The sequence below is a fragment of the Pseudomonas sp. MWU12-2345 genome, assembly GCF_023242385.1.
Taxonomy (GTDB): Bacteria; Pseudomonadota; Gammaproteobacteria; order Pseudomonadales; family Pseudomonadaceae; genus Aquipseudomonas; species Aquipseudomonas gingeri_D.
This window is the reverse complement of record NZ_JALLJA010000001.1, coordinates 1,202,218-1,227,111: the sequence shown is the minus strand read 5'-3', so window position 1 is coordinate 1,227,111 and position 24,894 is coordinate 1,202,218. Positions and strand designations below refer to the sequence as shown.

Sequence of the window (24,894 nt, the reverse complement as noted above, 5' to 3'; positions counted from 1 at the left end):
CAAACACACTCGAATGACCCTTCAACGGGCGCTTCCTCAGGGAAGCGCCCGTTTTCGTTCGGCCCGGCGCAGGTTCTGCGGTGCTGCAGTGCGTATCGAGCCTCTACAGGGTTATAAAGGTCCATAAGAGCGCATGAATACGGGGTTTGCCCAAGGCTGGAGCGGTCCGCAAAGTCTGCTGAGGGGAGGTGCTAAAACGGTGGTTTGTATTGAGCAGAGGTCGCTTTTAACGCCATCTGCTGATTTCACGGTGTTGTAATGACGATGTGCTGCAGCGTTGCATCACGGCTCCTGAAACGGAGCGAATGCTTGTCACGCCATGACCTCAACGAACTTCAGGACCGCACTCAATGAGCTTTCTTCGTCCCAAATTCATTACGTTCGACTGCTACGGTACGCTGACCAATTTCCACATGGGAACGATGACTCGCGAGTTGTTCGCCGATCGTGTCGTGCCCGAGCAGATGGATCAATTCGTCAAGGACTTCTCGGCCTATCGCCTGGACCAGGTCATGGGTGACTGGATGCCGTATGACGAAATTCTCAAGACCGCCCTGGCGCGGACCTGCAAGCGTTGGGGTATCGAATACCGAGACGAAGGCCAGCTGTATTACGACGCCGTGCCGACCTGGGGTCCACACCCGGACGTACCGGCCGGCCTGTCGAAAATCGCCGACAAGATTCCCCTGGTGATTTTCTCCAACGCCAGCGACAGCCAGATCATGTCCAACGTCGACAAGCTTGGCGCGCCGTTTCACAAAGTCTTTACCGCCGAACAGGCACAGGCCTACAAGCCGCGTCTGGCGGCGTTCGAGTACATGCTCGACAACCTCAACTGCGGCCCGGAGGACATCTTGCATGTGTCGTCGAGCTTCCGTTACGACCTGATGCCGGCCCACGACATGAAGATCCGCAACAAGGCCTTCGTCGCCCGTGGCCACGAAGTGCCGGGCAATGCCTTCTACGGCTACCAGCAGATCAGCGACATCGGCGGGCTGGCCGCGCTGGTCGGTCTCTGAGTCGTAACGGCACTTTTTTTGGCACAGGCGGTTTTGGCATAGGCGGATCAGACATGGGCAGTGAATCCTACTGGCTCGACACCGCGCCGGCGTTTACCGGTGCACAGCTCGGCGCATTGCCCGGGCAGGTCGACGTGGCCGTCATCGGTGGCGGTTTCACCGGCCTGGCGGCGGCTCGGGCGTTGGCCTTGCAGGGCGCCAGTGTGGTGGTGCTGGAAGCCGGGCGGGTGATCGGCGAAGCCTCGGGGCGCAATGGGGGGCAGTGCAATACCGGCGTCGCCCAGGATTACGCCGGCCTGAGCGCCAGCCTCGGTGCCGACCGGGCGCGAGCCTATTACCAAGCCTACGAGAGTGCCGTGCAAAGCGTGGTTTCGCTGGTGGAGCAGGAGCAGATCGCCTGCGACCTCAAGCGTAACGGCAAGCTCAAGTTGGCCGCCAAGCCGATGCACTACGAGGGCCTGGCCCGGACCTGCGAGCTGATTCGCCGGGAAGTCGATGCCGATGTCGAGTTGCTGTCTGCCGGGCAGATTCGCGCTGAAGTCGACTCGGCCCAGTTCCACGGTGGCCTGCTGCAGCGCAACGGCGTGCAGATGCATGTCGGGCGCTTCGGTGTCGGTCTGGCCGAGGCCGCCGTACGTCACGGTGCGTTGATCTATCAGGACACGCCGGTGACGGACTGGAAAGCCCAGGCTGGCGGCTACCAGGTCAACACCGCCAAGGGTTCGCTGCACGCCGGGCAAGTGCTGCTGGCGACCGGCGCCTGTCAGCACGGCGGGCTGGGCTGGTATCGGCGGCGGATCGTACCTGTGGGCAGTTTCGTGATCGCCACCGAGGTCCTGCCCCGGGCCCTGATCGACCAGTTGCTGCCCGGTCGGCGCGCCTATGTCACCAGCCGCATGATCGGTAACTACTTCCGCCTGACCCCGGACAACCGCCTGCTGTTTGGCGGCCGTGCGCGGTTTGCGATGTCCGACAGCGTCTCCGACGCCAAGAGCGGCAAGGTGCTGCGGGCGGCGATGGTGCAGATGTTTCCGTCGTTGGCCAACGTGAAGATCGATTACTGCTGGGGCGGGTTGGTGGACATGACGTCCGACCGGCTGCCCCGTGCCGGCCAGCATGGCGGGGTTTATCACTCCATGGGCTACAGCGGCCATGGGGTGCAGATGTCGGTGCACATGGGCCAGGTGATGGCCGAGGTGATGGCCGGCAAGGTCGAGGCCAATCCCTGGCGCGAACTCGACTGGCCGGCGATTCCCGGGCATTTCGGCAAACCCTGGTTCCTGCCGCTGGTGGGCGCTTATTACCGGCTCCAGGACTATTTGCATTGAGTTGAAAGGGTGGTGTCACCGTCGTTTGCGTTTCTAGACGCTCCGGACAACCGCGAGCATGGGCCTTCTCATTATCGACAGGTACAGCTGATATGACTGACAACAAGATCGACTCCCCACTGATCTCCGGCCAGGAAAGCCTGAGGGTATTCGAAAGCCTCAATCGCGGCATGTCACGCCGCAGCGCCCTGCAGATGCTCGGGGTGGCCGGGGTGGCCGCCGCAGGCACCGGCAGCCTGTTCAGCGCCGCCGGCAAGCTGTTTGCCGATGACGCCGCGAGCCCCGGCAAAGGCAAGCCGGGCGGACGGATTCGTGTCGCCGGCATGTCCAGTTCCACCGCCGATACCCTGGACCCGGCCAAGGGGGCGCTGTCCACCGACTACGCGCGCCACTATATGTTCTACAACGGCCTGACCCGTTTCGACAGCCATCTGGTGCCGCAACTGGAGCTGGCCGAGCGCATCGACAACGTCGATGCCACGCTGTGGACCATCACCCTGCGCAAGGATGTGACGTTCCACAACGGCAAGACCCTGAGCGCCGCCGACGTGGTGTTCTCGCTGTCGCGGCACAAGGATCCGTTGACCGGCTCCAAGGTCATGCCGCTGATGGAGCAGTTCGCCGAGATCAAGGCCACCGGCGCCAATGAAGTCCAGATCCGTCTGAGCGCGCCCAACGCCGAGTTGCCGTCGATCCTGGCGGTGTCACACCTGCTGATCGTTCCGGAGGGCACCACCGACTTCAATCAAGGCATTGGGACCGGGCCGTTCAAGGTCAAGGAGTTCAAACCGGGCGTGCGCTCGATTGCGGCGCGCAATACCGGCTACTGGAAACCGGGCCTGCCTTACCTGGACGAGATCGAGTTCATTGCCATTGCCGACGAACCGTCGCGGGTCAACGCGCTGCTGTCGGGCGACGTGCACATGATCAACGAGGTCAATCCGCGTTCCACCACGCGAATCAAGGCCAGTACCACTCACCGCGTCGTGGATGCGCCGTCGGGCAACTACACTGACTTGATCATCCGTCAGGACCAGATGCCCGGTAAAAGTCCGGAATTCACCCAGGCGATGAAGTACCTGATGGACCGCGAGCAGATCAAGTCCGCCGTGTTCCGCGGCTTTGCGGTGGTGGGTAACGATCATCCGATTGCCCCCGGTTCGCGCTACTACAACGCTGATTTGCCGCAGACCGTCTACGACCCGGAAAAAGCCAGATTTTTGTTGAAAAAGGCCGGAATGGACAGCATCAGCATGCCCCTGGTGGCCTCGCCGGCAGCGACCGGTTCGGTGGACATCGCCGTGCTGTTGCAGCAGTCGGCGAAACAGGCCGGGCTCAAGCTCGACGTCAACCGTCTGCCCAGCGACGGCTACTGGTCCAACCACTGGATGAAACACCCGTTGAGCTTCGGCAACATCAACCCGCGGCCGAACGCCGACGTGATGTTTTCGCAGTTCTTCCAATCGAGCGCGCCGTGGAACGAATCCGGCTGGAAGAACGACCAGTTCGACCAGTTGCTGATGCTCGCCCGCGCTGAAACCGACGACGCCAAGCGCAGCAAGATGTACGCGGACATGCAGACCCTGGCCCATGACCACTGCGGTATCGGCATCCCGGTGTTCATCAGCAACATCGATGCCGTCGACCAGCGCGTCAAGGGCTATGGCAGCAACCCGTTGGGCGGTTTCATGGGCTACATGTTCGCCGAGCAGGTCTGGCTGGACGCGTGATGGGCTGCCCCGGGTTTGGCCCGCGTTGCATTGCAGGAGGAGAGGGCGATGAATAGCAACACACTGTGGCTGATCGGCCGGCGTCTGGGCGCCGCGATCGTGACCTTGTTGATCGTCTCCATGGTGGTGTTCGCCATCACGGCGGTACTGCCGGGGGACGCGGCGCAACAGTCTCTGGGGCAGTTCGCCACGCCGGAACAGGTGGCGGCCTTGCGCCTGAAACTGGGGCTGGATCAGCCGGGTGTGCTGCGTTACCTGCACTGGTTGATCAGCCTGCTCGGCGGCGACCTGGGGCTGTCCGTTTCCAACGCCATGCCGGTCAGCGATTTGATGGCCGGTCGGGTGCCCAACACCTTGATGTTGGCGGCCGCCACGGCGCTGGTGTCCGTGCCGGTGGCCCTGGTGCTGGGCATCGGTTCGGCCATGGGCCGCGGTGGGCGCATCGACAGTTTCCTGAGCTTTGTCACCCTGGCGATGGTCGCGGTGCCGGAGTTTCTGGTGGCGACCCTGGCGGTGCTGATTTTTGCGGTGAACCTGGGCTGGTTGTCGGCGCTGTCCTATGCCAGTGACATCACCTCACCCCTGCAATTCCTGCGCACTTACGCTTTGCCGGTGATGACACTGTGCTGCGTGATCGTCGCGCAAATGGCGCGCATGACCCGGGCTGCAGTGATCGATCAGCTCGACAGCCCTTATGTGGAAATGGCCCGGCTCAAAGGTGTGAGCCCGATGCGCATCGTGCTGCGGCATGCCTTGCCCAATGCCATCGGGCCGATTGCCAATGCCATCGCCCTGAGCCTGTCCTATCTGCTGGGCGGGGTGGTGATTGTCGAGACGATTTTCAACTACCCCGGCATCGCCAGCCTGATGGTCGATGCCGTGACCAACCGTGACATGGCGCTGGTCCAGGCCTGCACCATGCTGTTTTGTACGGCGTACCTGGGGCTGGTGCTGATTGCCGACCTGTGCGCGATTCTGTCCAATCCGAGGCTGAGAAACCAATGAACCATTTCATTGTTAAATCGACGCCGGGTACCCCCGATCTGGCGGCCGGCAAGGTGTCTCATGGTCCGGCCTGGCTGGGTTTGATTGGCGCCGCGATGTGCGTTATCTGGTTGCTGGTGGCGCTTTTCGGCCCCTGGCTGGCGCCGCACCCGGTGGGCGAAGTGGTCTCCGATAACGTTTTTGACAGCATCAGTGCCGTTTACCCGTTCGGCACCGACTACCTGGGCCGCGACATGCTCAGCCGTGTCCTGGTCGGCGCGCGCTTTACCGTCGGCCTGGCGTTGATTGCCGCGGTATTGGCCAGTGGCCTGGGCACCGGTTGCGCGTTGCTGTCGGTGGTGTCGCCCAAGTGGCTGGACGAGGTGATCAGTCGCTTGATGGACGCCTTTATCTCGATCCCGAGCAAGATGCTGGCGTTGATCATGGTCTCGGCGTTCGGCTCCTCGGTCACGTTGCTGATCTGCACCGCCGTGCTGAGTTTCTGCCCCGGGGCCTTTCGCATCGCCCGCAGCATGGCGGTGAACATCGAGGCGCTGGAGTACGTGCAGGTGGCCCGTACCCGTGGTGAGCGCCGGCTGTACATCGCTTGCGTGGAAATCCTGCCGAACATGCTCAACCCGGTGCTGACCGACCTGGGGCTGCGCTTCGGTTTTATCGTGTTGCTGCTCAGCGGCATGAGCTTCCTCGGCCTGGGCGTGCAGCCACCGGATGCCGACCTCGGCTCCCTGGTGCGGGAAAATATCGGCGGCCTCAACCAGGGCGCGCCGGCCATCGTGATTCCGGCCCTGGCCATCGGCACCCTGACCATTGGAGTGAATCTGTTTATCGACAGGCTGTCGTCCCGACGTAGTCGGCGTGCGGGAGGCCATTGAAATGAGTGAGCTGATTCGAGTTGAAGACCTGCGCGTAGTTGCCTGTGGCGAACGGGGCGAGGTGGAAATCGTCAAGGGTGTGAGCTTCTCCCTGGAAAAAGGTGAAGTATTGGCGTTGATCGGTGAGTCCGGTTCCGGCAAGACCACCATCGCCCTGGCGCTGCTCGGGTATGCCCGGCGCGGCTGCCGGCTGTCGGGCGGTGTGGTGCAGGTCGGCGAGCACGACATGCTGGCGTTGAGTGAACGCGAACTGCAAGGTTTGCGTGGCAACCGGGTGTCGTATATCGCGCAAAGCGCGGCGGCGGCGTTCAACCCGGCGAAGAAGCTGATCGACCAGGTGGTGGAGGGCGCCTTGATTCATGGCCTTGGCAGCCGGGCGGTGCTCGAAGCCAAGGCCATCGAGTTGTTCCGCGACCTGGCGCTGCCGGACCCGGAGCACATCGGCCAGCGTTACCCGCACCAGGTCTCGGGCGGGCAATTGCAGCGGGTGATGGCGGCGATGGCGTTGATCAGCGATCCGTTGCTGGTGGTACTCGATGAACCGACCACCGCCCTCGACGTGACCACCCAGATCGACGTGCTGCGCGCCTTCAAACGGGTGGTCCGGGAACGTGGGGCGACGGCGGTCTATGTCTCCCACGACCTGGCCGTCGTGGCGCAGATGGCCGACCAGATTGTGGTGCTCAACGGTGGCCAGGTCTTCGAGCAGAGCGCCACCGCGCCGCTGCTCAAGGGCCCGGCCCATGAGTACACCCGCAGCCTGCTGGCGGCGGCGCGGCCTGATACGACGATCCGCCCGCCCAGCGGTGTCGCCGAAGACGAACCCTTGTTGACCATCAAGGGACTGACCGCCGGCTATGGCAACAAGAACCTGCAAGGCATGCCGTCGATCCGCGTGCTGGAAGACATCGACCTGACGGTCCGCCGGGGGCAGGCCATTGGTGTGATTGGCGAGTCGGGTTCCGGCAAGTCGACCCTGGCGCGGGTGGTGGCCGGGCTGCTGACTCCGGCGCTGGGTGGGCTGACGTTCGCTGGCCAGCCCTTGGGGGGGAGTCTTGGCGAGCGCACCCCCGAGCAGTTCCGACGCATTCAGATGGTCTTCCAGAACGCCGACACCGCGCTCAACCCGATGCACAGCGTCGGTACCATTCTGAGCCGCCCGCTGAAGATGTATTTCGGCCTCAAGGGCGCCGCATTGCGCGAGCGTATCGGCGAACTGCTGGACCTGGTGCGGCTGCCGCGGACCATGGCCGAACGGCGTCCGAATGAACTCTCCGGCGGGCAAAAGCAACGGGTCAACCTGGCGCGGGCGCTGGCGGCGAAACCGGACCTGATCCTGTGCGACGAGGTGACCTCGGCACTCGATACCGTGGTCGGCGCGGCGATTCTCGAACTGCTGCGCGACCTGCGTCAGGAGCTGGGGGTTTCGTACCTGTTTATCAGCCACGACATTTCCACCGTACGCGCGCTGTGCGACGACATCGTGGTGATGTACAGCGGCCACAAGGTTCAGGCCGGCACCCGGCAGTCATTTGCCCAGGCCCCGTTCCATCCTTACACCGATCTGTTGATCCATTCGGTGCCGGAGCTGCGCCAGGGCTGGCTGGAGAGCTGCGGTACCACCTGCGGCGAACTGCCGCCCATCGGCGCGAAGGCCAATGTGGCGGAGCTGTGCACCTTCCTCAACCGCTGCCCGGTACGGGTGGACGGCCTGTGCAATCACACCGCGCCGAGCCGTCGGATCATCGAGGGCGGCAGTGAAATCCTCTGCCACCACGACAGCGCCGAGCTGCTCAAGACGCAGCTGGATTTGAATCTCTTGACCCAGGGAGCCTATGCATGAAGGGGCGTTTTGTAAGGCTGGCCGAGCAGGGCCGGCCGACCGTCAAACTGCAGGTGGACGGCGCACCGATTGAAGCCTTGCAGGGCGACACGCTGATGGTCGCGCTGTTGACCCAGGGCACGGCGTTGCGCCAGTCGGAGTTCGATACGGGGCGCCGTGCCGGTTTCTGCCTGATGGGCGCTTGCCAGGATTGTTGGGTCTGGACCCGCAGTGGTGAACGCCTGCGTGCCTGTTCCAACGAAGTCCGTGAAGGGCTGGATATTCTCACCACGCAACCGGAGGCGATATGGCCACTGCACGGATAGTCATCGTCGGCGCCGGGCCGGCCGGTGTTCGTTGCGCCGAAACCCTGCTGGCTGCTGGTCTCAAGCCGATCCTGATCGATGAAAATCGTCGCGATGGCGGGCAGATCTACCGGCGCCAGCCGGAAGGTTTCACCCGCGACTACGCCACCTTGTATGGCACCGAAGCCGCCAAGGCCCGGGACCTGCACATGAGTTTCGAGCGCTTGCGCGGGTCGATCGATTATCGCCCGGAGACCCTGGTGTGGAACCTCACGCCGGGGCAACTGTGCTGCGTCAGCCAGGGCAGGCACTCGACCGTGGATTACGACGCGCTGATCCTTTGTACCGGTGCCACCGATCGCCTGATGCCAATCGAAGGCTGGCAGTTGGCGGGGACCTACAGCCTGGGTGGCGCGCAGATCGCGCTCAAGTCCCAGGCGGTGTCCATCGGTCATAGCGTGGTGTTCATGGGCAGCGGGCCGTTGCTGTACCTGGTCGCCAGCCAATACCTCAAGGCCGGTGCCAAGGTAGCGGCGGTGCTCGACACTTCGCCGCTGGGCAAGCGCCTCGGCGCCTTGCCGAAACTGCTGGCGCGTCCCGGGTTGCTGTTCACCGGGATGAAATTGTTGGCGCAGTTGTACCGGGCGAAGATTCCCGTACACCTGGGTATCCAACCCAAGCAGGTGCTGGGTGACGCCGCCGGCGGGGTCAGTGGTGTGCGAGTGCGGACGGCGGCAGGGGCGACCTTGAACGTGGCGTGCGATGCCGTCGCCCTGGGGTATCACCTGCGCCCGGAAACCCAATTGGCCGATCTGGCCGGTTGTCGCTTGCGCTTCGATGAGGCCTCCAGCCAATGGTTGCTGGCTACCGATGACGATGGCCGGACCTCGGTGAGCGGCGTGTATGCCGCCGGTGATGGTTCGCGAATCCGTGGCGCGGATGCCGCCGAACATGCCGGACGCCTGGTGGCGATGGCGCTGCTGGAGGATCAGCACAAACCGGTGAATGCCGGATTACGCGACGAACAGCGTCAGGCGCTGGCGGTGATGGAGCAGTTTCGCCTGGGTCTGGCTCAGGCGTTTCCCTGGCCCTCGGCGCAAGCCAAAGCCTTGCCGGATACCGCTATTGTCTGCCGTTGCGAGATGATCAGCGCCGGTGAGTTGCGACGCACGGTCAGCGAGAAAGGTGCCTGTGAAGTCAATCGGGCCAAGGCCTTCAGCCGGGTCGGCATGGGGCGTTGCCAGGGGCGTTACTGCTCCCAGGCCGGGGCCGAGGTGATTGCCGCCGCGGCGGGCGTCACCGTGCAACAGGTCGGCCGCCAGCGCGGTCAGGCGCCGGTCAAACCGCTGTCGATGCTCACCGAGGAGGTGTCGCCATGACGCTACAGAAAGCCGATGTGGTGATTGTCGGTGGCGGCCTGATGGGGTCGGCCGCAGCGTTTTTCCTGCGCCGGCGCGGGCAGACGGTGATCCTGCTGGAGCGTGACCAGATCGGCCAGTACGCCAGCGGCGTGAACTTCGGCAATGTCCGGCGGCAGGGGCGTTTCCTTGGGCAGCTGGAATTGGCCAACCGTTCCTGGGCGTTGTGGAAGCGCTTGCCGGAGCTGATTGACGACGACCTCGAGTTCATTGCCAGCGGGCACATGCGGGTGTGCTACCGCGAAGACGAAATCGCCGAGCTCGAGGCCTATGCCGCGGCCCCCGAGGCCGCGCAACTGGACCTGGAGATTTATCGCGGTGCAGACCTGCACCAGCGTTTCCCATTCCTGGGGCCGGACGTGAAGGGCGGTTCCTATGCACCCCACGACGGCCATGCCAACCCTCGTCTGGCGGCCCCGGCGTTTGCCCGGGCGGCACGGCGTATCGGCGCTCGGATCGAGGAACAGACTGAAGTGGCCGAGGTGCAGAAGGTTGGCGGCGAGTTCCGCATCACCACCACCGATGGTCGCCAGTTCAACGCCGAACGCCTGCTGATTACCGCCGGTGCCTGGGGGCAGAAACTCTCGGCGCAATTCGGCGAGCCGGTGCCGCTGGACACCCATGGCCCGCAGATGGCGGTCACCGAGCCGGTGCCCTACGCCTTGCCGACGGTGATCGGGGTGTACACCAAGATTCCCGAGGAAGTGATTTATTTCCGCCAGATCCCCCGTGGCAACATCGTCATCGGCGGCGGCTACCGCAGCAAACCGGACATGCTGACCCGTCGGGCCCAGGTCGAGCCGCGCAGCATTCTCAACCAACTCGGGCAGATGCGTCGTCTGCTGCCGGGTGTCGGCAATCTGAACATTATCCGGGTCTGGAGCGGTATCGAAGGTTACCTGCCCGATTCCCTGCCAGTGATGGGCCCGAGCGGCACCGTCGATGGCTTGTTCTATGCCTTCGGCTTCTGTGGTCACGGTTTTCAGCTCGGCCCGGGTGTCGGTGACGTGATGGCCGAACTGATCAGCACCGGCAGCACCAGCACTTCGATTGAGCCGTTCTCCATCCGTCGGTTCGCCCTTTCAGCCGAGCAACGGAGCAAGGCCTCATGAAACCCCGTGTACTGGATATTCTCAAACGCCTGATGGCCTTCGACAGCGTGTCTTCGGAGTCGAACATGGCCTTGATCGAGTATGTCCGCGACCTGTTGCTGAGCAAGGGCATCGAGTCGCTGATCGTCAAGGATGAAACGGGCAAAAAGGCCAACCTGTTCGCCAGTACCGGCCCTCGGGCGTTACCGGGGATTCTGCTGTCCGGGCACACCGACGTGGTCCCGGCGGCGGGCCAGGCCTGGAGCTTTCCGGCGTTTCAGGCAACGGTGCAGGACGGGAAGATTTACGGTCGCGGTAGCTGCGACATGAAGGGTTTCATCGCCCTGGCCATCGACACCATGCTCGAGGCAGCGGACAGCCCATTGAGCCGACCGCTGCAACTGGCCCTGTCCCATGACGAAGAGACCGGTTGCGTCGGCGTGCGGCGTTTGCTGGACGTGTTGCACCTGGCACCGGTACGTCCCTTCCTGTGCCTGATCGGCGAGCCGACCCAGATGCAGTTTGTGCTGGGCCACAAGGGCAAGGGTTCCTATCGCACGTACTGCCGGGGCCTGGAGGCTCATTCATCCCTGGCGCCGCGCTCGGTCAATGCGATTCACGTGGCCTGTGACTTTATCGCGGCGCTGCGTCAAAGCCAGCAGCAATTGCAGGAGCAGGGCGCCCAGGATGCGGACTACGATGTGCCTTACAGCACGGTGCATGTCGGGCAGATCGTCGGCGGCAGGGCGCTGAACATCGTGCCGAACCTCTGTACCCTCGACTTTGAAGTGCGCAACCTGCCGGCGGACGATCTGGATCAGTTCCTCGAGCAGATGCGCGAGCGTGCGCAAGTGATCGTGCGCGAGGCCAAGCGCTTGTCCAGTGTCGCGGACATCGAAATCGAAACCCTCAATGTCTATCCGGGGCTCGACACCCACCCGAGTGTCGAAGCGGTGCGCTTTCTGAAGAACTTTGCAGCGCCGGACACCGGTACCGCCAAAGTTTCTTTCGGCACCGAAGGTGGGTTGTTCAAGCAGCGTCTGGATGTCCCGGTGGTGGTGTGTGGGCCTGGATCGATCGAACAGGCGCACAAGCCGGACGAGTTTATCGAGATCAGCCAGATGGAGGCCGGGGAGCGGTTTCTGGAGGGACTGCTGGGCTCCCTGAAACTGTGATTTCCCCATAGACCACAAATCTACCGTTGCTGCGCAAATTTCAGCATCCGACACTGCCCTCAAGGCGCTTTCAGCATCCTCGTCCGTGGCACCTCCCTAGACTGGAGCGTGTCTCGGATCAGGACCTCGACCATGCTCAAGAATCGTTTGAAAGACCCCAGCCTTTTGGCAGAACTCGCTTATATCGATGGGCAGTGGGTCGGCGCTGACAACGCCGCGACCCTGGACGTCATCGACCCGGCCAGCGGTCAGTTGCTCGCCCGCGTGCCGGCGATGCAAGGCACGGAAACCCGTCGCGCCATCGAGGCGGCGGAACGGGCCTGGCCGGCCTGGCGCGCACGCCCGGCGGCCGAGCGTGCGGCGCTGCTGGAGTGTTGGTATCAGGCCATGATCGACAATCTCGATGACCTGGCACTGATCATGACCTGCGAGCAGGGCAAACCCTTGAACGAAGCCAAGGGCGAAATTCGCTACGGCGCCGGTTTCGTCAAATGGTTCGCCGAGGAAGCCCGACGGGTCTACGGCGAAACCATGCCGGCCCCCAGCGGCGATCGCCGGCTGCTGACCCTCAAGCAACCCGTGGGTGTTTGCGCCGCGATCACCCCGTGGAACTTCCCCAACGCGATGATCACCCGCAAATGCGCACCCGCGCTGGCGGCGGGTTGCCCGATCATCGTCAAACCCTCGGACCTGACACCGCTGTCGGCCCTGGCCCTGGCGGTGCTGGCCGAGCGGGTCGGGATTCCGGCCGGGGTATTCAATGTGCTGACCGGCATGCCCGCGGGGATCGGCGAAGAACTGACCGCCAACCCGACTGTGCGGAAGATTTCCTTCACCGGCTCCACGGCCGTGGGCCGATTGCTGATGCGCCAGAGCGCCGAACACATCAAACGCCTGAGCCTGGAGCTGGGCGGCAATGCACCGTTCGTTGTGTTCGATGACGCTGACCTGGAGCAGGCAGTGGCCGGCATCATGCTCAGCAAGTTTCGCAACGCCGGCCAGACCTGCGTCTGTGCCAATCGCATTCTGGTGCAGGACGGCATTTACGAGCGATTTGCCCAGCGGCTGGTGGAGGAGGTGGGCAAGCTCAAGGTCGGCAACGGCCTGGAGGCCGACGTCACTATCGGACCGCTGATCAATGCGGCCGCCGTGAGCAAAGTTGCCCGACATATCGATGATGCCTTGAGCCAGGGCGCGCGTTTGCTCTGCGGCGCCATTCCCGAGGGCGACAGTCAGTTTGTCCAGCCCACCGTACTCGGCGAAGCCCACGCCGGCATGCTGCTGGCCAACGAAGAAACCTTCGGTCCGGTGGCGCCGCTGATGCGTTTTACCTCCGAGGCCGAAGCCCTCGCGCTGGCCAATGCCACGCCTTACGGCCTGGGCGCCTATTATTTTACCCAGGACCTGCGTCGCTCCTGGCGTTTCGGCGAGGCGCTGGAGTTCGGCATGGTCGGTCTCAATACCGGGATCATTTCTATGGAAGTCGCCCCGTTCGGCGGTATCAAACAGTCGGGCCTGGGCCGTGAAGGCAGCAAGTACGGCCTCGACGAATACCTGGAAGTCAAAGCCTTCCACATGGGCGGGCTGTAACCCGACCGACGATGGCACAGACATTTTGCGAGGCAGATTGATGAGCAAGACATTCAGAATCGCCGCGATTGCCGGCGATGGCATCGGCAAGGAAGTCCTGCCGGAAGGGTTGCGTGTGCTGGAGCAGGCCGCGAAGAAATGGCAGCTGGACTTGAGCATCGAAGTACTCGACTGGGCCCACTGCGATTATTATCTGGAGCACGGGCAGATGATGCCCGACGACTGGTTCGAACAGCTCAAGGGCTTTGACGCGATCTATTTCGGTGCCGTGGGTTGGCCGGACAAGGTGCCGGACCATATTTCCCTGTGGGGCTCGCTGCTCAAGTTCCGTCGCGACTTCGACCAGTACGTGAACATCCGTCCGGTGCGCCTGTTCCCCGGAGTTCCGTGCCCCCTGGCTGGGCGCAAGCCGGGGGACATCGATTTTGTGGTGATCCGCGAGAACACCGAGGGTGAGTACTCCTCGGTCGGCGGCAAGATGTTCGAAGGCACCGAGCATGAGTTCGTGTTGCAGGAGTCGGTGTTCACCCGGCGCGGTGTGGACCGGATTCTCAAATTCGCCTTCGACCTGGCCCAGACCCGGCCGCGCAAGCGCCTGACGGCAGCGACCAAGTCCAACGGGATTTCCATCAGCATGCCGTATTGGGACGAACGCACCGCATTGATGGCGGCGAAGTACCCGCAGATCACTTGGGACAAGCAGCACATCGACATTCTGTGCGCACGTTTTGTCCTGCAACCGGACCGTTTTGATGTGGTGGTGGCGTCGAACCTGTTCGGCGACATTCTTTCCGATCTCGGCCCGGCCTGCGCCGGGACCATCGGTATCGCGCCGTCGGCCAACCTCGATCCCGAGCGGCGCTTTCCGTCGCTGTTCGAGCCGGTGCACGGCTCGGCGCCGGACATCTATGGGCAGAATATCGCCAACCCGATTGCGATGATCTGGTCCGGTGCGCTGATGCTCGACTTCCTGGGTAACGGTGACGCGCGCTATCGCGCGGCGCATGACGGGATTGTGCAGGCGATCGAACATGTGATCGCCGACGGGCCGATCACACCGGACCTGGGTGGAAAGGGCTCGACACAGGAAGTGGGCAGAGCGATTGCCGAGCGACTTTGACCCACGCCACGATCCACTGTGGGGGGAGCAAGCTCGCTTCCACAGTGGATGCTCGCTGTATTCAATAACCCCGGGTACGATCGATCTCACCGACCATCGGCTCTGCACGTTGGTGTCGCCGAATATTCTCCAGCAACACCTCGAACGCACTTTCCGGTTGGGTCATGGCCGCGATATGTGGGGTCAGCAGAATCTTCGGGTGGTGCCAGAACGGATGATCCGCTGGTGCCGGCTCTTGCTGCAGCACGTCGATGACCGCGCCGCTGAGTTGCCCGCTGTCCAGGGCCGCCAGCAGATCACCTTCCACCAGATGACCACCACGGCCCATGTTGATCAGCGCCGCGCCCTGGGGCAGCTGTTCGAATAGTTTGCCATCGAGAATGCCCTCGGTCTGTTCGGTCAGCGGCAGTACGCACAATAAAATATCGCACCGGCTCAGGAACGCCGGCAGCTGTTCGTTGCCGGCATAGCACGCCACACCCTCAACCTGATGGACACTGCGGGCCCATCCCGATAATGCAAACCCCAGGGGCTGCAACGTCGCCAGAATCTGCCGGGCCTGGGTCCCGAGACCCATGACACCGATCCGACGCCTGTGGGCCGGTTGCAGCACGTGCGCCTGCCAGCAGCGAGCCGTTTGTTGCTGGCGATAACGGAGCATGTCCCGGTGCAGGCTCAGCACGGCGAAACTGGCGTATTCGCACATGCCCCGGGTGATGCCCGGATCCAGCAGGCGCACCAGCGGCAAACTGACGGGCAAGCGACCGAGGTCCAGTTGATCGACTCCGGCGGACAGGGCGAACAGCACTTTGAGATTGGGCAGCAAGGCCTCGAGGTCGTCGGGCGCCTGCCAGGCGGCCAGGTACTCGATGTCCGCGGGGTCGCCGATGTCCGGCCAGGCGCGCCATTCGATATCCGGGGCATGTTCGGCAAACAGCGCTTTCCACTGTTCGCCGCGTACGGGGTCAGCTTTATACAGCAGGGCCATGGGCATTTCCTGAACGGGGGAAGGTGTTCTCCATCATCGCGCAATGCCGGCGCAGGATCTGTCGAAAGCGCCGGGTTAAACGGGTCGCGCGACGTTCTATTGGCGATGCTCCGGCAGATTCGGTGTGCTGAAGGAATCTGCCGTTTGGCAGGGTGAAAACAGTCGATCCGAATTTCTCAGGGGCCAAGTTCGGCGTAGATCGTTTCGCGCAACGCTTAACCTGAACAGCATCGCAACCATCTCCCGGTTGCCGGACTCACGATGGGAAATGCCATGAATAGCCAAGTCGACAAAACCCCTCATTTGCTCCGTCAGCGCGATCAATTCGTGCCACGCGGCCTGATTACCGCTCACCCCTTGGTGATCGATCGCGCCCTGGGTGCCGAATTGTGGGATGTGGACGGCAAGCGCTACCTGGACTTCGTCGGCGGTATCGGTGTGCTGAATATCGGTCACAATCATCCCAAGGTGGTCGCGGCCGTGCAGGCACAATTGCAAAAGGTCTCCCACGCCTGTTTCCAGGTGGTTGCCTATCAGCCTTATCTCGATCTGGCCCAACGCCTGTGCGAAATGATCGGTGGCCAGGAGGCGTACAAAGCCGCGTTCTTCACCTCGGGTGCCGAAGCCGTGGAAAACGCGATCAAGATCGCCCGTGCCCACACCAACCGCTCGGCCGTTATCGCCTTTCGCGGGGGCTTCCACGGTCGCACCTTGCTCGGCACTACACTGACCGGCATGAGCCAGCCTTACAAGCAGAACTTCGGACCGTTCGCGCCGGAGGTGTTCCATACCCCGTACCCGAATGCCTACCGCGGTGTCAGCAGCGATATGGCGCTCAAGGCACTCGACGAGTTGTTGGCCACTCAGGTGGCAGCGGAACGGGTCGCGGCCATCATCATCGAGCCCGTGCAGGGGGACGGCGGATTCCTCTCGGCACCGGTGGAGTTTCTTCAGGCGCTGCGTGCCCTGACTGAAAAGCACGGCATCGTGTTGATCCTTGATGAAATCCAGACCGGTTTCGGCCGTACCGGCAAATGGTTCGGTTTCCAGCATGCCGGGATCCAGCCGGATCTGGTGACGGTCGCCAAGAGCCTGGCGGGTGGCTTGCCGCTATCGGGTGTGGTCGGCAAGGCGGCGATCATGGATGCCCCGTTGCCAGGCGGCCTGGGTGGCACCTACGGCGGCAACGCCTTGTCCTGCGCCGCGGCCCTGGCGGTGATCGACGCCTTTGAGCAAGAACAGTTGCTGGCCCGTGGCGAAGCACTGGGCGAGCGTTTGCGCCAGGGGCTGTTGCGTTTGCAGGCGCGTCACTGGCAAATCGGTGATGTGCGCGGCAGCGGTTTTATGCTGGCGCTCGAGCTGATCAAGGGTGACGAAGCGCGTACTCCGGACGCTGACTTGAACCAGCGGTTGATTGATGAGGCCCGGAGCGGCGGTTTGCTGGTCATAAAATGTGGTGTCTACCGCAACGTTCTGCGCTTCCTCGCCCCGTTGGTGACCACGCCAGAACAGGTCGACGAAGCGCTGCAGATTCTGGAAGGCGCATTGGCACGGGTCTTGAACTGAGCTCGTGGCTGCTCGGAGCGGTGCCGCCAGGCATCGCTCGTGAGCGTTTATGGGGCACGGATGGATGAAATGTATCACCGGAGGCTTTGCACACCATGGGGCTGACTGACTATCGGACGCTGCTCATTGATTGCGACGAGGTTCTGGTGGATCGGGATTCGGGTGTCTGGACGGCATTGCAACCGTTGCTCGACAGCCGAGGCGGTCATCCGAACAAGGAACAGGTGCTGGCCGAATACGCCGAGGTCGTGCGCACGCTCTATCCTCGGTTCGGTGAGCTAGGCTTTAGTGGCTTGCTGTGTTTTGTTCATCGCCAGCTGGCAGAGCGCTGGGGGCTGAAAGCCAGTTGGGAGGAGGGGATGAGCTTTGCCCGTTCGGTCGCCAACTGGTCACTGTTCGAAGACGCCCCCGGGGCGATGTTGTACCTGCGCAAGTTCTATCGCTTGCTGGTACGGGGTGACCGGGACACTGAGGACCGGGGGCTGCTCTGTGAGCGGTTGGGGATCATGCCCGATGATTTTATTTCATTGGCGGACGATCCTTTGCTCGATCCCGAATGGTTGAAGGTCAACGAGCTTGAAAGGGCGCACATTCTGCAGGTCACTCGACCATCGGCCAGTCTGCTGGCGACCACTGACGTGTGCCTGATCTGTCGTGGCCGGGCAAAACAAACGTCGCCCTGCGCGGCCAATTACTGCATCAACAGCATGGCGGATCTGGTGACGCAGCATCAGCTGTCTTTACGGCGCTGATTTTGCTAGAAGATTGTCTTACAAACGGCAGTCAAGAGGTAGGCAATGGAAGGTTTAGTAAAACTGGACCGGATCGACATCAGCATCTTGGTTGAGCTGCAAAAAGATGGGCGCATGACCAACGTGAGCCTGGCCGATGCGGTGGGGTTGTCGGCCAGCCCCTGCCTGCAACGGGTCAAGCGGCTGGAGTCGGCCGGGTACATTTCCAGCTACAAGGCGCACCTGAACCTGGCGAAGATCACCGATTCGGTCACGGTCTTCACCGAAGTCACCCTGAGCGACCACAAGCGCGAAGACTTTGCCAAATTCGAGTCCAATATCCGGCTGGTGGACGAAGTGCTCGAATGCCATTTGATCAGCGGTGGCTATGATTACCTGGTGCGTTTCATGACCCGCAGTATCCAGCATTACCAGGAGGTGATCGAAAGCCTGCTGGACAAGAACATCGGCATCTCCAAGTACTTCAGCTACATCGTCATCAAGTCTCCCGTGCTCAAGGACGGTGTGCCGCTGCGCAAATTGTTGCGTCACTGAACCGGAGTTTGCTTCCCATTTCCGTAGAGATCCGGTCCGCTCTACTGGAATCCAGTCGAGGGGTACAGTCAGGCGCTGCGACGACCAGGAACACCCTGCGATTGTACAGTGCCCCCGTTCCCTCGGTCAGTCGACCGTAGGAAGAACAAACCTTTCATTGAACGTAAGATTGACTCCCACAAGCGCTCCACCGATTTGCTGAAGTCGGCCTCCCTCTGCGAGGGAACCCAGATCAAGACTGTGGAAACCGATCTCCTCGATAAGGTCGCTTACCGTTTTTTTTGCGACGCAATCGTCCCCGGACACAAAGAACACGGTCTTACGCTTGGACGACGAAAAGTCCGAGATCCAAGACATTGGAAGAGTGTTGAATGCCTTGACGACCCTCGCCCCCGGAGCGAGATCGGCGACGATCTCGCTCGACGTCCGACCGCTAGTGTCGCCTAGCATCAAAGGCTCGATACTGGCAACGCGGTTGGTTGTATCCACGAGAATCCGGTTCTTCCAGTCGCCGACTGGAAACAATGCCGACTGCACATCCCACCATTTAACGGCAAGCACGATGAGATCCTGCTCCGCAGCCTCTTTTGCCGTTCCGGCTGCAGCGCCGGAACCCAATTCCGTCACAAGGGCAGCGAGCGACTCAGGCCCGCGCGAGTTACTCAGTACAACCTGATGACCTGCCGATAGAGCGTGTCTGGCGATCGTTTGGGCGACAGGCCCGGCGCCGATAAAACCGATTTTCATTTGGCGTTTCCTTACTGATATGAGGTTGATCATTCATGGCCTGTCGGCGCGATCCGGCGCCTGCGCTCGAAGTACACATCATGCTGCTCATGTTGCTTGCTAAAAGCAAGTGATATGCTGGAATTTACTTGCCTCATGCAAGCAATGTAAGATCCGGACATGAAAACGACCTGTAAAGAAGACATTCGGTCCCATTGCGCAGTGAACTACGGTGTGGAGATTTTCGGCGACCGATGGTCGCTCTTGATCATTCGCGACATCGTTTTTGTGGGCAAGAAGACATATGGCGAGTTCCGGAAATCGGAAGAGGGAATTGCGACCAATGTCCTGGCTTCCCGCCTCGCCTTTCTTGAGGAGCAAGGCATTCTCTCGAGGGCGCCCAGCCCCGACGACGGGCGCAAGGACTTCTACACGCTGACCGAGAAGGGCCTGGACCTCATCCCGATCGTGCTTAACATCGTCCTTTGGAGCGCGAAACACGATTCGAAGTCGTATGTGCGGCACCGCAAGGAGTTCATTGCTCGGTTGAGCCAAAGCCCACGGGAGGTGGGCGAAGAGGTGAAGGCGCTGGTCCGCAATGGGGGATGTATCTTCCCTGGGAGTACGGAATGAGAGGCTCGTTGTAGCGGCCCTTTGTTTACCAGGCAGGATCGCCTCGGAATGTGCGATCCCGACTCGTCAGTCGAACTTGACCAAGTCCTTGAAAATCAAGTGACCCCAGCTATTTCCACGGGCCTGCACAAGCAATCCACCTTCCGAAAGGCCGCCCAGTTGGATCGGCGAGAAACCGAGCTGTTGCGCAAGCGCACCGATCTTCTCGGCGGCGCCGTCATCGTCGCTCGCCAGGAACACGACTCTCCTGCCACCCTGTACGGCCGGATCCTGGCCAAGGACGGCAGCGCCCAAATGGTTGAAGCCCCTGACCAGTCCTGCACCCGTGAAGGCCTGCGCGACGACCCTGGAAGAAGGCTGGCCTCCCAGTTCCTCAGGGGACACGCCGTAGGCATTGGTCACATCGATGATGGTCTTGCCCTTCCAATTGGGCAGCGCCTTCGCGACATCCGGGTGCGACTCAAAACGGACGGCCAAAAAGACGATGTCCGCCTTGACCGCTTCCGCCAGTGTTTTGGGAATGATCTGCGGTCCGATCGCGGCCGCGGCGGATGCAAAGCTTTTCGGGTCGCGGGTGCTTGCAACGGATACTTCGATGCCGCTGCGGGCAAACGCCTTGGCCAGGGCCTGGCCGATATTGCCGAAGCCGATAATTGCGTAACTCATATACTCTCCTTGGATTTACCACGCCCGACGGCGCTTCGAATAGTCGAATGACGTGCCGGGCCTGGCGCGTCAGAGTTGGGCCAGGCCGCCGTCGACGGCGACCTCGCTGGCGGTCATGAAGCTGCTGTCCGACGAGGCGAGAAAGGCGGCCGCCGCTCCGATCTCTGCTGGATCGGCCATGCGCAGAAGCGGCGTCATCGAGGCGAAAACCTTCATACCTTCCTCGCCCAACGCTTCCTTCGCGAGATCGGTCGCAGTCGCCCCGGGCGACAGCACGTTTACCCGGATACCGGTGCCCTTCAGATCCTCCGCCCAGGACCGCGCGAGGTTGCGCACTGCCGCCTTGCTCGCGCTGTAGGCGCTCATTGCCGGAGCGCCCGTGGTGCCGGCGCTCGATCCGGTCAGGATGATCGAGCCGCCCTGGCCCATCAGTGGCAGCGCCTTCTGGACCGTGAAGATCGTACCCTTCACATTGGTGTCGAAGGTTTCGTCAATGTGCTTGGCGGTGATCTCGCCGAGCCGAAGCTGGCCTCCCGCCCCGGCATTGGCGAAGACGATGTCGAGGGTTCCGCGCTCGGCCTTCACCGCGGCGTAGAGTCGGTCGAGGTCAGCCTCATCCGAGACCGAGCCCTTCACCGCCCGGGCATTGGGCCCGAGCTCAGCCACGGCGGCGTCGAGCGCTTCCTGCCGGCGGCCGAAGATGAAGACGAAGGCTCCTTCCTCGATGAAGCGCTTTGCAGCGGCGAGGCCGATGCCGGTAGCGCCGCCGGTGATTACCGCGGTCTTTCCATTCAGTCTGGTCATGACGTGCATCCTTCCTAAGCATTGTGTATGCAAGCAGGGAACCGCTTGCTTGAGGCCAAGGATGCAGTTCTGATAACCTAAGGACAAGTATGCACTTTTAGGTAAGTACCCAAAAAAATGACGACACCCTCTGAAATCTGCGACACCGGCTGTGGGCTCAATGCCACGCTGCGTATCATCTCGGGCAAGTGGAAACCGCTGGTCCTGTTTTTCCTGCGCGGCGGCCCGAAGCGCTACGGCGAGCTCAAGCGCTTGACCCAAGGCGTCAGCGACAAGGTGCTGATCCAGCAATTGAAGGATCTGGAAGCCGATCGGGTCATAACGAGGACCGACTACAAGGAGGTGCCGCCGCGCGTGGACTACTCACTGACCCCGCTCGGTCGCAGTCTGGCTGATGCGATCGTCCCGCTGTGTACCTGGGGAACCGAGAACGCGGCGCAAATGGCAAGCATCTTCGCCAAGCGCGACACTTTGCCCTAGCAGGGTGCCGAAGAACCGCTGAGTCGGACGCCCCGTCGCCTTCGTGGAAGGCAGGACGGTAGCGGGCGTCAATTATGTGGGGAATTCGTCCGGAACAAGCCCCACCAGATCCGTACTCCCGACATCGACACCTGCCTGCGACAGCAAGGTGGTCACTTGCCCACGATGATGGGTCTGGTGGTTGAAAAAATGCATGACCAGGCCATAGAAGTTCTTGTCAGCCGGTACGCCTTTCATGCTTTTGTAGTGGAGCGGATGCTCCAGGTCCGACTCTGTCACCGAGCCCGACCACTCGACAATGATTTGATCGAGCCATGCCCGATGCACCGCAAGCTCCTGGAAACCGGGAAACAGCAACTGGTCGAGGCGCTCGGGCGTGGGCAGTTGTCGAATCGGCTCCAGGGCCAGGTATTGCGCCGGGTGCCGGGCGAATCGCTGTAGCCAGACCCTGTCCCCGGCCGCCAGATGGTTCAACGTCCCGAGAATCGAGCCGAAAAAGGCGTTCCTGTCGGCGCCCAGCTCTTCTTCGGGCAAAGTCTTGGCCGACGCATAGACCTTGGCGTTCATCCACTGGTTGTAGTCTGCCATCAGGCTGATATGTCTGGTACGGCTCACTGCGCTCATCCTTTGATCATTTGACAAGCGCCCCGCACTCATCGCCCGGCCCAGTCTAATACCATCCCCTTCTTGAAGCCCACCCAGAATGGCATATGCTGTGAGCATCAAGCCGTGCTGACCGTGGCCTGCGGCTCCAACACACGCCCAGAGCGAATCGCTGCACTATTCTCGACATGGAAGGGAGAACGCAGGTGGGTCAGCTGAGAGAGGTCGTCTATTTTGCCCCATACCGAAGCTGGACGTTTAAAGCTGTTGCGCGCTCTGGAGGTGCTCGACACCGAGGCAGAGCCGGTTTTTGATCGCCTGACCCGGTTGCTGTCCGCCACGCTCGGGATGCCCATTGCGCTGATTTCGCTGATCGACAGCGACCGCCAGTGGTTCAAGTCCAGGGTCGGGTTGGACATCCGGCAGACACCCAGGGATATTTCCTTCTGCACCATTGCCATCGAGCAAGAGCATACGATGGTGGTCCAGGATGCGCTGAATGATCCGCGGTTTTCATCCAATCCGCTGGTCACCAGCGCTCCACATATTCGTTTCTATGCGGGCGCGCCGATCCGCTCCATCGAGGGCTATGCGCTGGGTACGCTCTGCGCGATAGATATCAAGGCCCGGGTTTTCACCGATGAGGCGCAGCAGATCCTGGAGGACTTTGCCGGGCTGGTCAGCCGGGAATTCCAGATGCGCGAAGCCGCGTTGCTGTCCCGTTCCCATATCACCCACTCCGCGGCGGCCTTTGCGGCCAGTGAGGCGCGCCTGAAAACCGCCTTTGCCCTGGCGCCCACGGGCATCGCGGCGGTCGCGGGCGACGGGCGCTTCCTCAGCCTCAACAGTGCGTTCTGTTCCATCGTCGGTTACGACGCCGACGAACTCATGACCCTGAGCTTCCAGGACATCACTCACCCCGACGACCTGGACAGTGACTTGAATCTGTTGCGCCAGTTGAACCGTGGCGAAATCGATCGTTATCAGCTTGAGAAAAGGTACCGGCACAAGGACGGCTCCTCGGTCTGGGTCGACCTGCATGTGGCCAAGCTGCTGTCGGTGGACGGTGACCTGGAGTACTACATCGCGACGGTCCAGAACATCCAGCGCCGCAAGGAAACCGAGGCGTCCCTGCAGGCGCTGCGGCACGGGCTGGAGCAGCGTGTCGAGGAACGTACCGCGGAGTTGCAGCGGGCCAATGAAATGCTCTCCCATACGATGCTGCAACGGCTGCAGGCCGATCGCGAGCTCAGGCAGCGTGAGGCGGAGCTGTCGGCGGTGCTGGAGCACGCCAGCGATGCCTACGTGAGTATCGATGAGGCCGGCGCCATAAGGGCCTGGAACCGCATGGCCGAGACGACCTTCGGCTGGTCCCGTGATGAAGCGCTGGGCCAGTCACTGGAAAAACTGGTCATCCCCACGGCCATGCGCGAGGCTCGCCTGACGGCGTGGCGGCAGTATCTGGCTACCGGTGATGATGAAGCGCTGCGCCAACGCCTGGAGATATCGGCGTTGCGGCGTGACGGCACGGTCTTTCCCGTCGAGGTGCGGATCAGTCCGGTCGCAATCGATGGGCACCGGTTTTTCAGTGTTTTCCTGCACGACATTACCGAACGCAAGGCCATGGCCGAGCGCCGTGAGAAAGAGGCGTTGACCGATACCCTGACCGGATTGCCAAACCGCCGCTCCTTGCTCGAATACCTGCCCAACGCAATGGCCAGGGCACGCCGGACCGGCGTTCCCCTGGGGGTGCTGTTTCTTGACCTGGATGGCTTCAAGGCGGTGAACGATACCTTTGGCCATGAAATCGGCGACCTGTTGCTGCAGGTCGTGGCCGAGAAGCTGAAGACCTGCCTGCGGGAGACGGATGCGGTGTTCCGGCTGGCGGGCGATGAATTTACCGCCGTGGTGGAGGGCCAGTTCGGGGGCACCCAGGACGCGGAGCATTTGGCGCAAAAACTGATCCAACTGATCAATGAGCCGGTGCTGATCGGGGCGGCCACCGTGCAGGTGGGGGTGAGTATCGGGATTGCGGTGTACCGACGCGATGATCCGAGATCCGCGACACAGCTGTTGCGCGAGGCGGACAGTCGAATGTACGAAGCGAAGCAGGCGGGCAAGGGCCGCTTTGCCTCGCAGCAGCGCTGAGAGGTGCTGCCGCGAGGCCATATCGGCCATGTGTCGCGGGGGAGTGCAATTCGTCGGATGGCGCGGCAGGATGGGGGCCTGTCTGTGACAGGCATCACAGTCCCTTGAGCGATCTGCTCGCGCAGAGTCTTGCGTTTGAAAAAAACGGTCTATGCTGGACCCGTCAAGCACTACCCGGACTGATCATCAAGGATGAACAGCATGATTCCAGAAGCAGAGCTCTGCCAGATCATTGAATCCGGCTTTCTTCCGCTGTCCTGCACCTGCACGGTGAATGCCAGCGGTGCCTTGATGATCAAGATCTTCGATCCGATTTCGGGTCGCGTGGATCTGCAGCTCAATGGCGTATCCACCAGCGGCTTCACCAGCATCCGTTCGATTGCCAATTTCATCGGCGAATTGCGCACCGAGATGAAGGCCGGGCGCAGGGCTTTTGCCGGTGGCATGAACTAGGTTCGTACCCACCACCGGCTGTCAAACGCGTCACCCGCCGTTCACGCCAGCCTTCTGCCGAAGGCT

At 62.0% G+C, this 24,894-nt stretch carries 24 protein-coding genes; 19 read left to right on the top strand and 5 right to left on the bottom strand.

The genetic code is table 11. The features are described from left to right. Positions 1–350: 350 nt before the first annotated feature. The 12 genes from M5C71_RS05165 (at position 351) to M5C71_RS05110 (ending at position 14,475) form a co-directional block, all read left to right on the top strand. On the top strand, positions 351–1,019 hold the full coding sequence (locus M5C71_RS05165) for a haloacid dehalogenase type II (RefSeq protein ID WP_103496048.1): 669 nt from the start codon (positions 351–353) through the stop codon (positions 1,017–1,019). 53 nt (positions 1,020–1,072) lie between these two features. Then, on the top strand, positions 1,073–2,347 hold the full coding sequence (locus M5C71_RS05160) for an FAD-binding oxidoreductase (RefSeq protein WP_103496047.1): 1,275 nt from the start codon (positions 1,073–1,075) through the stop codon (positions 2,345–2,347). Between the two features lie 92 nt (positions 2,348–2,439). Continuing rightward, positions 2,440–4,077, top strand: a complete 1,638-nt coding sequence (locus tag M5C71_RS05155; RefSeq protein WP_248767377.1) for an ABC transporter substrate-binding protein — start codon at positions 2,440–2,442, stop codon at positions 4,075–4,077. Positions 4,078–4,125: 48 nt separating this feature from the next. Next, positions 4,126–5,082 carry an ABC transporter permease gene (locus M5C71_RS05150; RefSeq protein WP_103496045.1) on the top strand — a complete coding sequence of 319 codons (957 nt, stop codon included), beginning with the start codon at positions 4,126–4,128 and terminating at the stop codon, positions 5,080–5,082. Further along, positions 5,079–5,954 (top strand): ABC transporter permease, encoded by an 876-nt coding sequence (locus M5C71_RS05145; RefSeq protein WP_248746156.1) that lies wholly within the window; start codon positions 5,079–5,081, stop codon positions 5,952–5,954. Before M5C71_RS05150 ends, M5C71_RS05145 begins: the two co-directional genes overlap by 4 nt. A 1-nt stretch (position 5,955) precedes the next feature. Then, positions 5,956–7,797, top strand: coding sequence for an ABC transporter ATP-binding protein (locus tag M5C71_RS05140; protein ID WP_248767376.1), 1,842 nt, complete (start codon positions 5,956–5,958; stop codon positions 7,795–7,797). Beyond that, positions 7,794–8,102 (top strand): (2Fe-2S)-binding protein, encoded by a 309-nt coding sequence (locus tag M5C71_RS05135; RefSeq protein WP_103496042.1) that lies wholly within the window; start codon positions 7,794–7,796, stop codon positions 8,100–8,102. Before M5C71_RS05140 ends, M5C71_RS05135 begins: the two co-directional genes overlap by 4 nt. Then, on the top strand, positions 8,084–9,460 hold the full coding sequence (locus M5C71_RS05130; protein ID WP_247263224.1) for an FAD/NAD(P)-binding oxidoreductase: 1,377 nt from the start codon (positions 8,084–8,086) through the stop codon (positions 9,458–9,460). Before M5C71_RS05135 ends, M5C71_RS05130 begins: the two co-directional genes overlap by 19 nt. Then, on the top strand, positions 9,457–10,611 hold the full coding sequence (locus tag M5C71_RS05125; RefSeq protein WP_248767375.1) for an FAD-binding oxidoreductase: 1,155 nt from the start codon (positions 9,457–9,459) through the stop codon (positions 10,609–10,611). Before M5C71_RS05130 ends, M5C71_RS05125 begins: the two co-directional genes overlap by 4 nt. Continuing rightward, complete coding sequence (gene argE / locus M5C71_RS05120; protein WP_248767374.1) at positions 10,608–11,765, top strand: acetylornithine deacetylase; 1,158 nt, start codon at positions 10,608–10,610, stop codon at positions 11,763–11,765. The genes M5C71_RS05125 and argE overlap by 4 nt, the downstream gene beginning before the upstream one ends. A 132-nt stretch (positions 11,766–11,897) precedes the next feature. Beyond that, on the top strand, positions 11,898–13,355 hold the full coding sequence (locus tag M5C71_RS05115) for an NAD-dependent succinate-semialdehyde dehydrogenase (protein ID WP_248746152.1): 1,458 nt from the start codon (positions 11,898–11,900) through the stop codon (positions 13,353–13,355). Positions 13,356–13,395: 40 nt separating this feature from the next. Continuing rightward, entirely contained in the window at positions 13,396–14,475 is a 1,080-nt protein-coding gene (locus tag M5C71_RS05110) for a tartrate dehydrogenase (RefSeq protein WP_248767373.1), read from the top strand. Positions 14,476–14,536: 61 nt separating this feature from the next. Here the strand turns inward: M5C71_RS05110 and M5C71_RS05105 are convergent, their stop codons facing one another. Next, a complete protein-coding gene (locus tag M5C71_RS05105; protein ID WP_248767372.1) occupies positions 14,537–15,463 on the bottom strand; it encodes a glyoxylate/hydroxypyruvate reductase A in 927 nt (308 codons plus the stop codon). A gap of 273 nt (positions 15,464–15,736) precedes the next feature. Between M5C71_RS05105 and gabT the strand changes: the two genes are divergently transcribed. The 3 genes from gabT to M5C71_RS05090 all read left to right on the top strand — a co-directional run bounded on the left by gabT (position 15,737) and on the right by M5C71_RS05090 (position 18,315). Then, positions 15,737–17,029, top strand: a complete 1,293-nt coding sequence (gene gabT, locus M5C71_RS05100) for a 4-aminobutyrate--2-oxoglutarate transaminase (protein WP_248767371.1) — start codon at positions 15,737–15,739, stop codon at positions 17,027–17,029. A 95-nt stretch (positions 17,030–17,124) separates the two neighbouring features. Further along, positions 17,125–17,781, top strand: a complete 657-nt coding sequence (locus M5C71_RS05095; RefSeq protein WP_103497427.1) for a 2-haloalkanoic acid dehalogenase — start codon at positions 17,125–17,127, stop codon at positions 17,779–17,781. Between the two features lie 45 nt (positions 17,782–17,826). Beyond that, positions 17,827–18,315 carry an Lrp/AsnC family transcriptional regulator gene (locus M5C71_RS05090; protein ID WP_100943735.1) on the top strand — a complete coding sequence of 163 codons (489 nt, stop codon included), beginning with the start codon at positions 17,827–17,829 and terminating at the stop codon, positions 18,313–18,315. Between the two features lie 126 nt (positions 18,316–18,441). Here the strand turns inward: M5C71_RS05090 and M5C71_RS05085 are convergent, their stop codons facing one another. Continuing rightward, positions 18,442–19,062 carry an NAD(P)-binding domain-containing protein gene (locus tag M5C71_RS05085; RefSeq protein WP_248767370.1) on the bottom strand — a complete coding sequence of 207 codons (621 nt, stop codon included), beginning with the start codon at positions 19,060–19,062 and terminating at the stop codon, positions 18,442–18,444. Between the two features lie 159 nt (positions 19,063–19,221). Between M5C71_RS05085 and M5C71_RS05080 the strand changes: the two genes are divergently transcribed. After that, complete coding sequence (locus M5C71_RS05080; protein ID WP_103497429.1) at positions 19,222–19,674, top strand: helix-turn-helix domain-containing protein; 453 nt, start codon at positions 19,222–19,224, stop codon at positions 19,672–19,674. Between the two features lie 66 nt (positions 19,675–19,740). Here M5C71_RS05080 and M5C71_RS05075 read toward each other — a convergent pair whose 3' ends face one another. Then, on the bottom strand, positions 19,741–20,340 hold the full coding sequence (locus M5C71_RS05075; protein ID WP_103497430.1) for an NADPH-dependent F420 reductase: 600 nt from the start codon (positions 20,338–20,340) through the stop codon (positions 19,741–19,743). A gap of 69 nt (positions 20,341–20,409) precedes the next feature. Beyond that, positions 20,410–21,144, bottom strand: a complete 735-nt coding sequence (locus M5C71_RS05070; protein ID WP_103497431.1) for an SDR family oxidoreductase — start codon at positions 21,142–21,144, stop codon at positions 20,410–20,412. A gap of 117 nt (positions 21,145–21,261) precedes the next feature. Here M5C71_RS05070 and M5C71_RS05065 point away from each other — a divergent pair, with 117 nt between their 5' ends. After that, entirely contained in the window at positions 21,262–21,624 is a 363-nt protein-coding gene (locus M5C71_RS05065; protein ID WP_103497432.1) for a helix-turn-helix domain-containing protein, read from the top strand. Positions 21,625–21,696: 72 nt separating this feature from the next. On the opposite strand, the gene M5C71_RS05060 is transcribed toward M5C71_RS05065, so the two are convergent. Further along, on the bottom strand, positions 21,697–22,239 hold the full coding sequence (locus M5C71_RS05060; protein ID WP_248767369.1) for a DinB family protein: 543 nt from the start codon (positions 22,237–22,239) through the stop codon (positions 21,697–21,699). 222 nt (positions 22,240–22,461) lie between these two features. On the opposite strand from M5C71_RS05060, the gene M5C71_RS05055 reads away from it, so the two are divergent. Both M5C71_RS05055 and M5C71_RS05050 read left to right on the top strand, forming a co-directional pair. Next, positions 22,462–24,375 carry a PAS domain S-box protein gene (locus tag M5C71_RS05055; RefSeq protein ID WP_248767368.1) on the top strand — a complete coding sequence of 638 codons (1,914 nt, stop codon included), beginning with the start codon at positions 22,462–22,464 and terminating at the stop codon, positions 24,373–24,375. A gap of 201 nt (positions 24,376–24,576) precedes the next feature. Next, on the top strand, positions 24,577–24,828 hold the full coding sequence (locus tag M5C71_RS05050) for a DUF1652 domain-containing protein (RefSeq protein WP_103497282.1): 252 nt from the start codon (positions 24,577–24,579) through the stop codon (positions 24,826–24,828). Positions 24,829–24,894 lie beyond the last annotated feature (66 nt).

Coding starts and splice junctions, on each gene's coding strand:
- M5C71_RS05050 (WP_103497282.1), top strand. CDS start 24,577: ATGATTCCAGAAGCAGAGCTCTGCCAGATCATTGAATCCGGCTTTCTT.
- M5C71_RS05135 (WP_103496042.1), top strand. CDS start 7,794: ATGAAGGGGCGTTTTGTAAGGCTGGCCGAGCAGGGCCGGCCGACCGTC.
- M5C71_RS05160 (WP_103496047.1), top strand. CDS start 1,073: ATGGGCAGTGAATCCTACTGGCTCGACACCGCGCCGGCGTTTACCGGT.
- M5C71_RS05075 (WP_103497430.1), bottom strand. CDS start 20,340: ATGAGTTACGCAATTATCGGCTTCGGCAATATCGGCCAGGCCCTGGCC.
- M5C71_RS05065 (WP_103497432.1), top strand. CDS start 21,262: ATGACGACACCCTCTGAAATCTGCGACACCGGCTGTGGGCTCAATGCC.
- M5C71_RS05110 (WP_248767373.1), top strand. CDS start 13,396: ATGAGCAAGACATTCAGAATCGCCGCGATTGCCGGCGATGGCATCGGC.
- M5C71_RS05165 (WP_103496048.1), top strand. CDS start 351: ATGAGCTTTCTTCGTCCCAAATTCATTACGTTCGACTGCTACGGTACG.
- M5C71_RS05085 (WP_248767370.1), bottom strand. CDS start 19,062: ATGAAAATCGGTTTTATCGGCGCCGGGCCTGTCGCCCAAACGATCGCC.
- M5C71_RS05150 (WP_103496045.1), top strand. CDS start 4,126: ATGAATAGCAACACACTGTGGCTGATCGGCCGGCGTCTGGGCGCCGCG.
- M5C71_RS05080 (WP_103497429.1), top strand. CDS start 19,222: ATGAAAACGACCTGTAAAGAAGACATTCGGTCCCATTGCGCAGTGAAC.
- gabT (WP_248767371.1), top strand. CDS start 15,737: ATGAATAGCCAAGTCGACAAAACCCCTCATTTGCTCCGTCAGCGCGAT.
- M5C71_RS05095 (WP_103497427.1), top strand. CDS start 17,125: ATGGGGCTGACTGACTATCGGACGCTGCTCATTGATTGCGACGAGGTT.
- M5C71_RS05140 (WP_248767376.1), top strand. CDS start 5,956: ATGAGTGAGCTGATTCGAGTTGAAGACCTGCGCGTAGTTGCCTGTGGC.
- argE (WP_248767374.1), top strand. CDS start 10,608: ATGAAACCCCGTGTACTGGATATTCTCAAACGCCTGATGGCCTTCGAC.
- M5C71_RS05125 (WP_248767375.1), top strand. CDS start 9,457: ATGACGCTACAGAAAGCCGATGTGGTGATTGTCGGTGGCGGCCTGATG.
- M5C71_RS05090 (WP_100943735.1), top strand. CDS start 17,827: ATGGAAGGTTTAGTAAAACTGGACCGGATCGACATCAGCATCTTGGTT.
- M5C71_RS05070 (WP_103497431.1), bottom strand. CDS start 21,144: ATGACCAGACTGAATGGAAAGACCGCGGTAATCACCGGCGGCGCTACC.
- M5C71_RS05105 (WP_248767372.1), bottom strand. CDS start 15,463: ATGGCCCTGCTGTATAAAGCTGACCCCGTACGCGGCGAACAGTGGAAA.
- M5C71_RS05115 (WP_248746152.1), top strand. CDS start 11,898: ATGCTCAAGAATCGTTTGAAAGACCCCAGCCTTTTGGCAGAACTCGCT.
- M5C71_RS05130 (WP_247263224.1), top strand. CDS start 8,084: ATGGCCACTGCACGGATAGTCATCGTCGGCGCCGGGCCGGCCGGTGTT.
- M5C71_RS05145 (WP_248746156.1), top strand. CDS start 5,079: ATGAACCATTTCATTGTTAAATCGACGCCGGGTACCCCCGATCTGGCG.
- M5C71_RS05155 (WP_248767377.1), top strand. CDS start 2,440: ATGACTGACAACAAGATCGACTCCCCACTGATCTCCGGCCAGGAAAGC.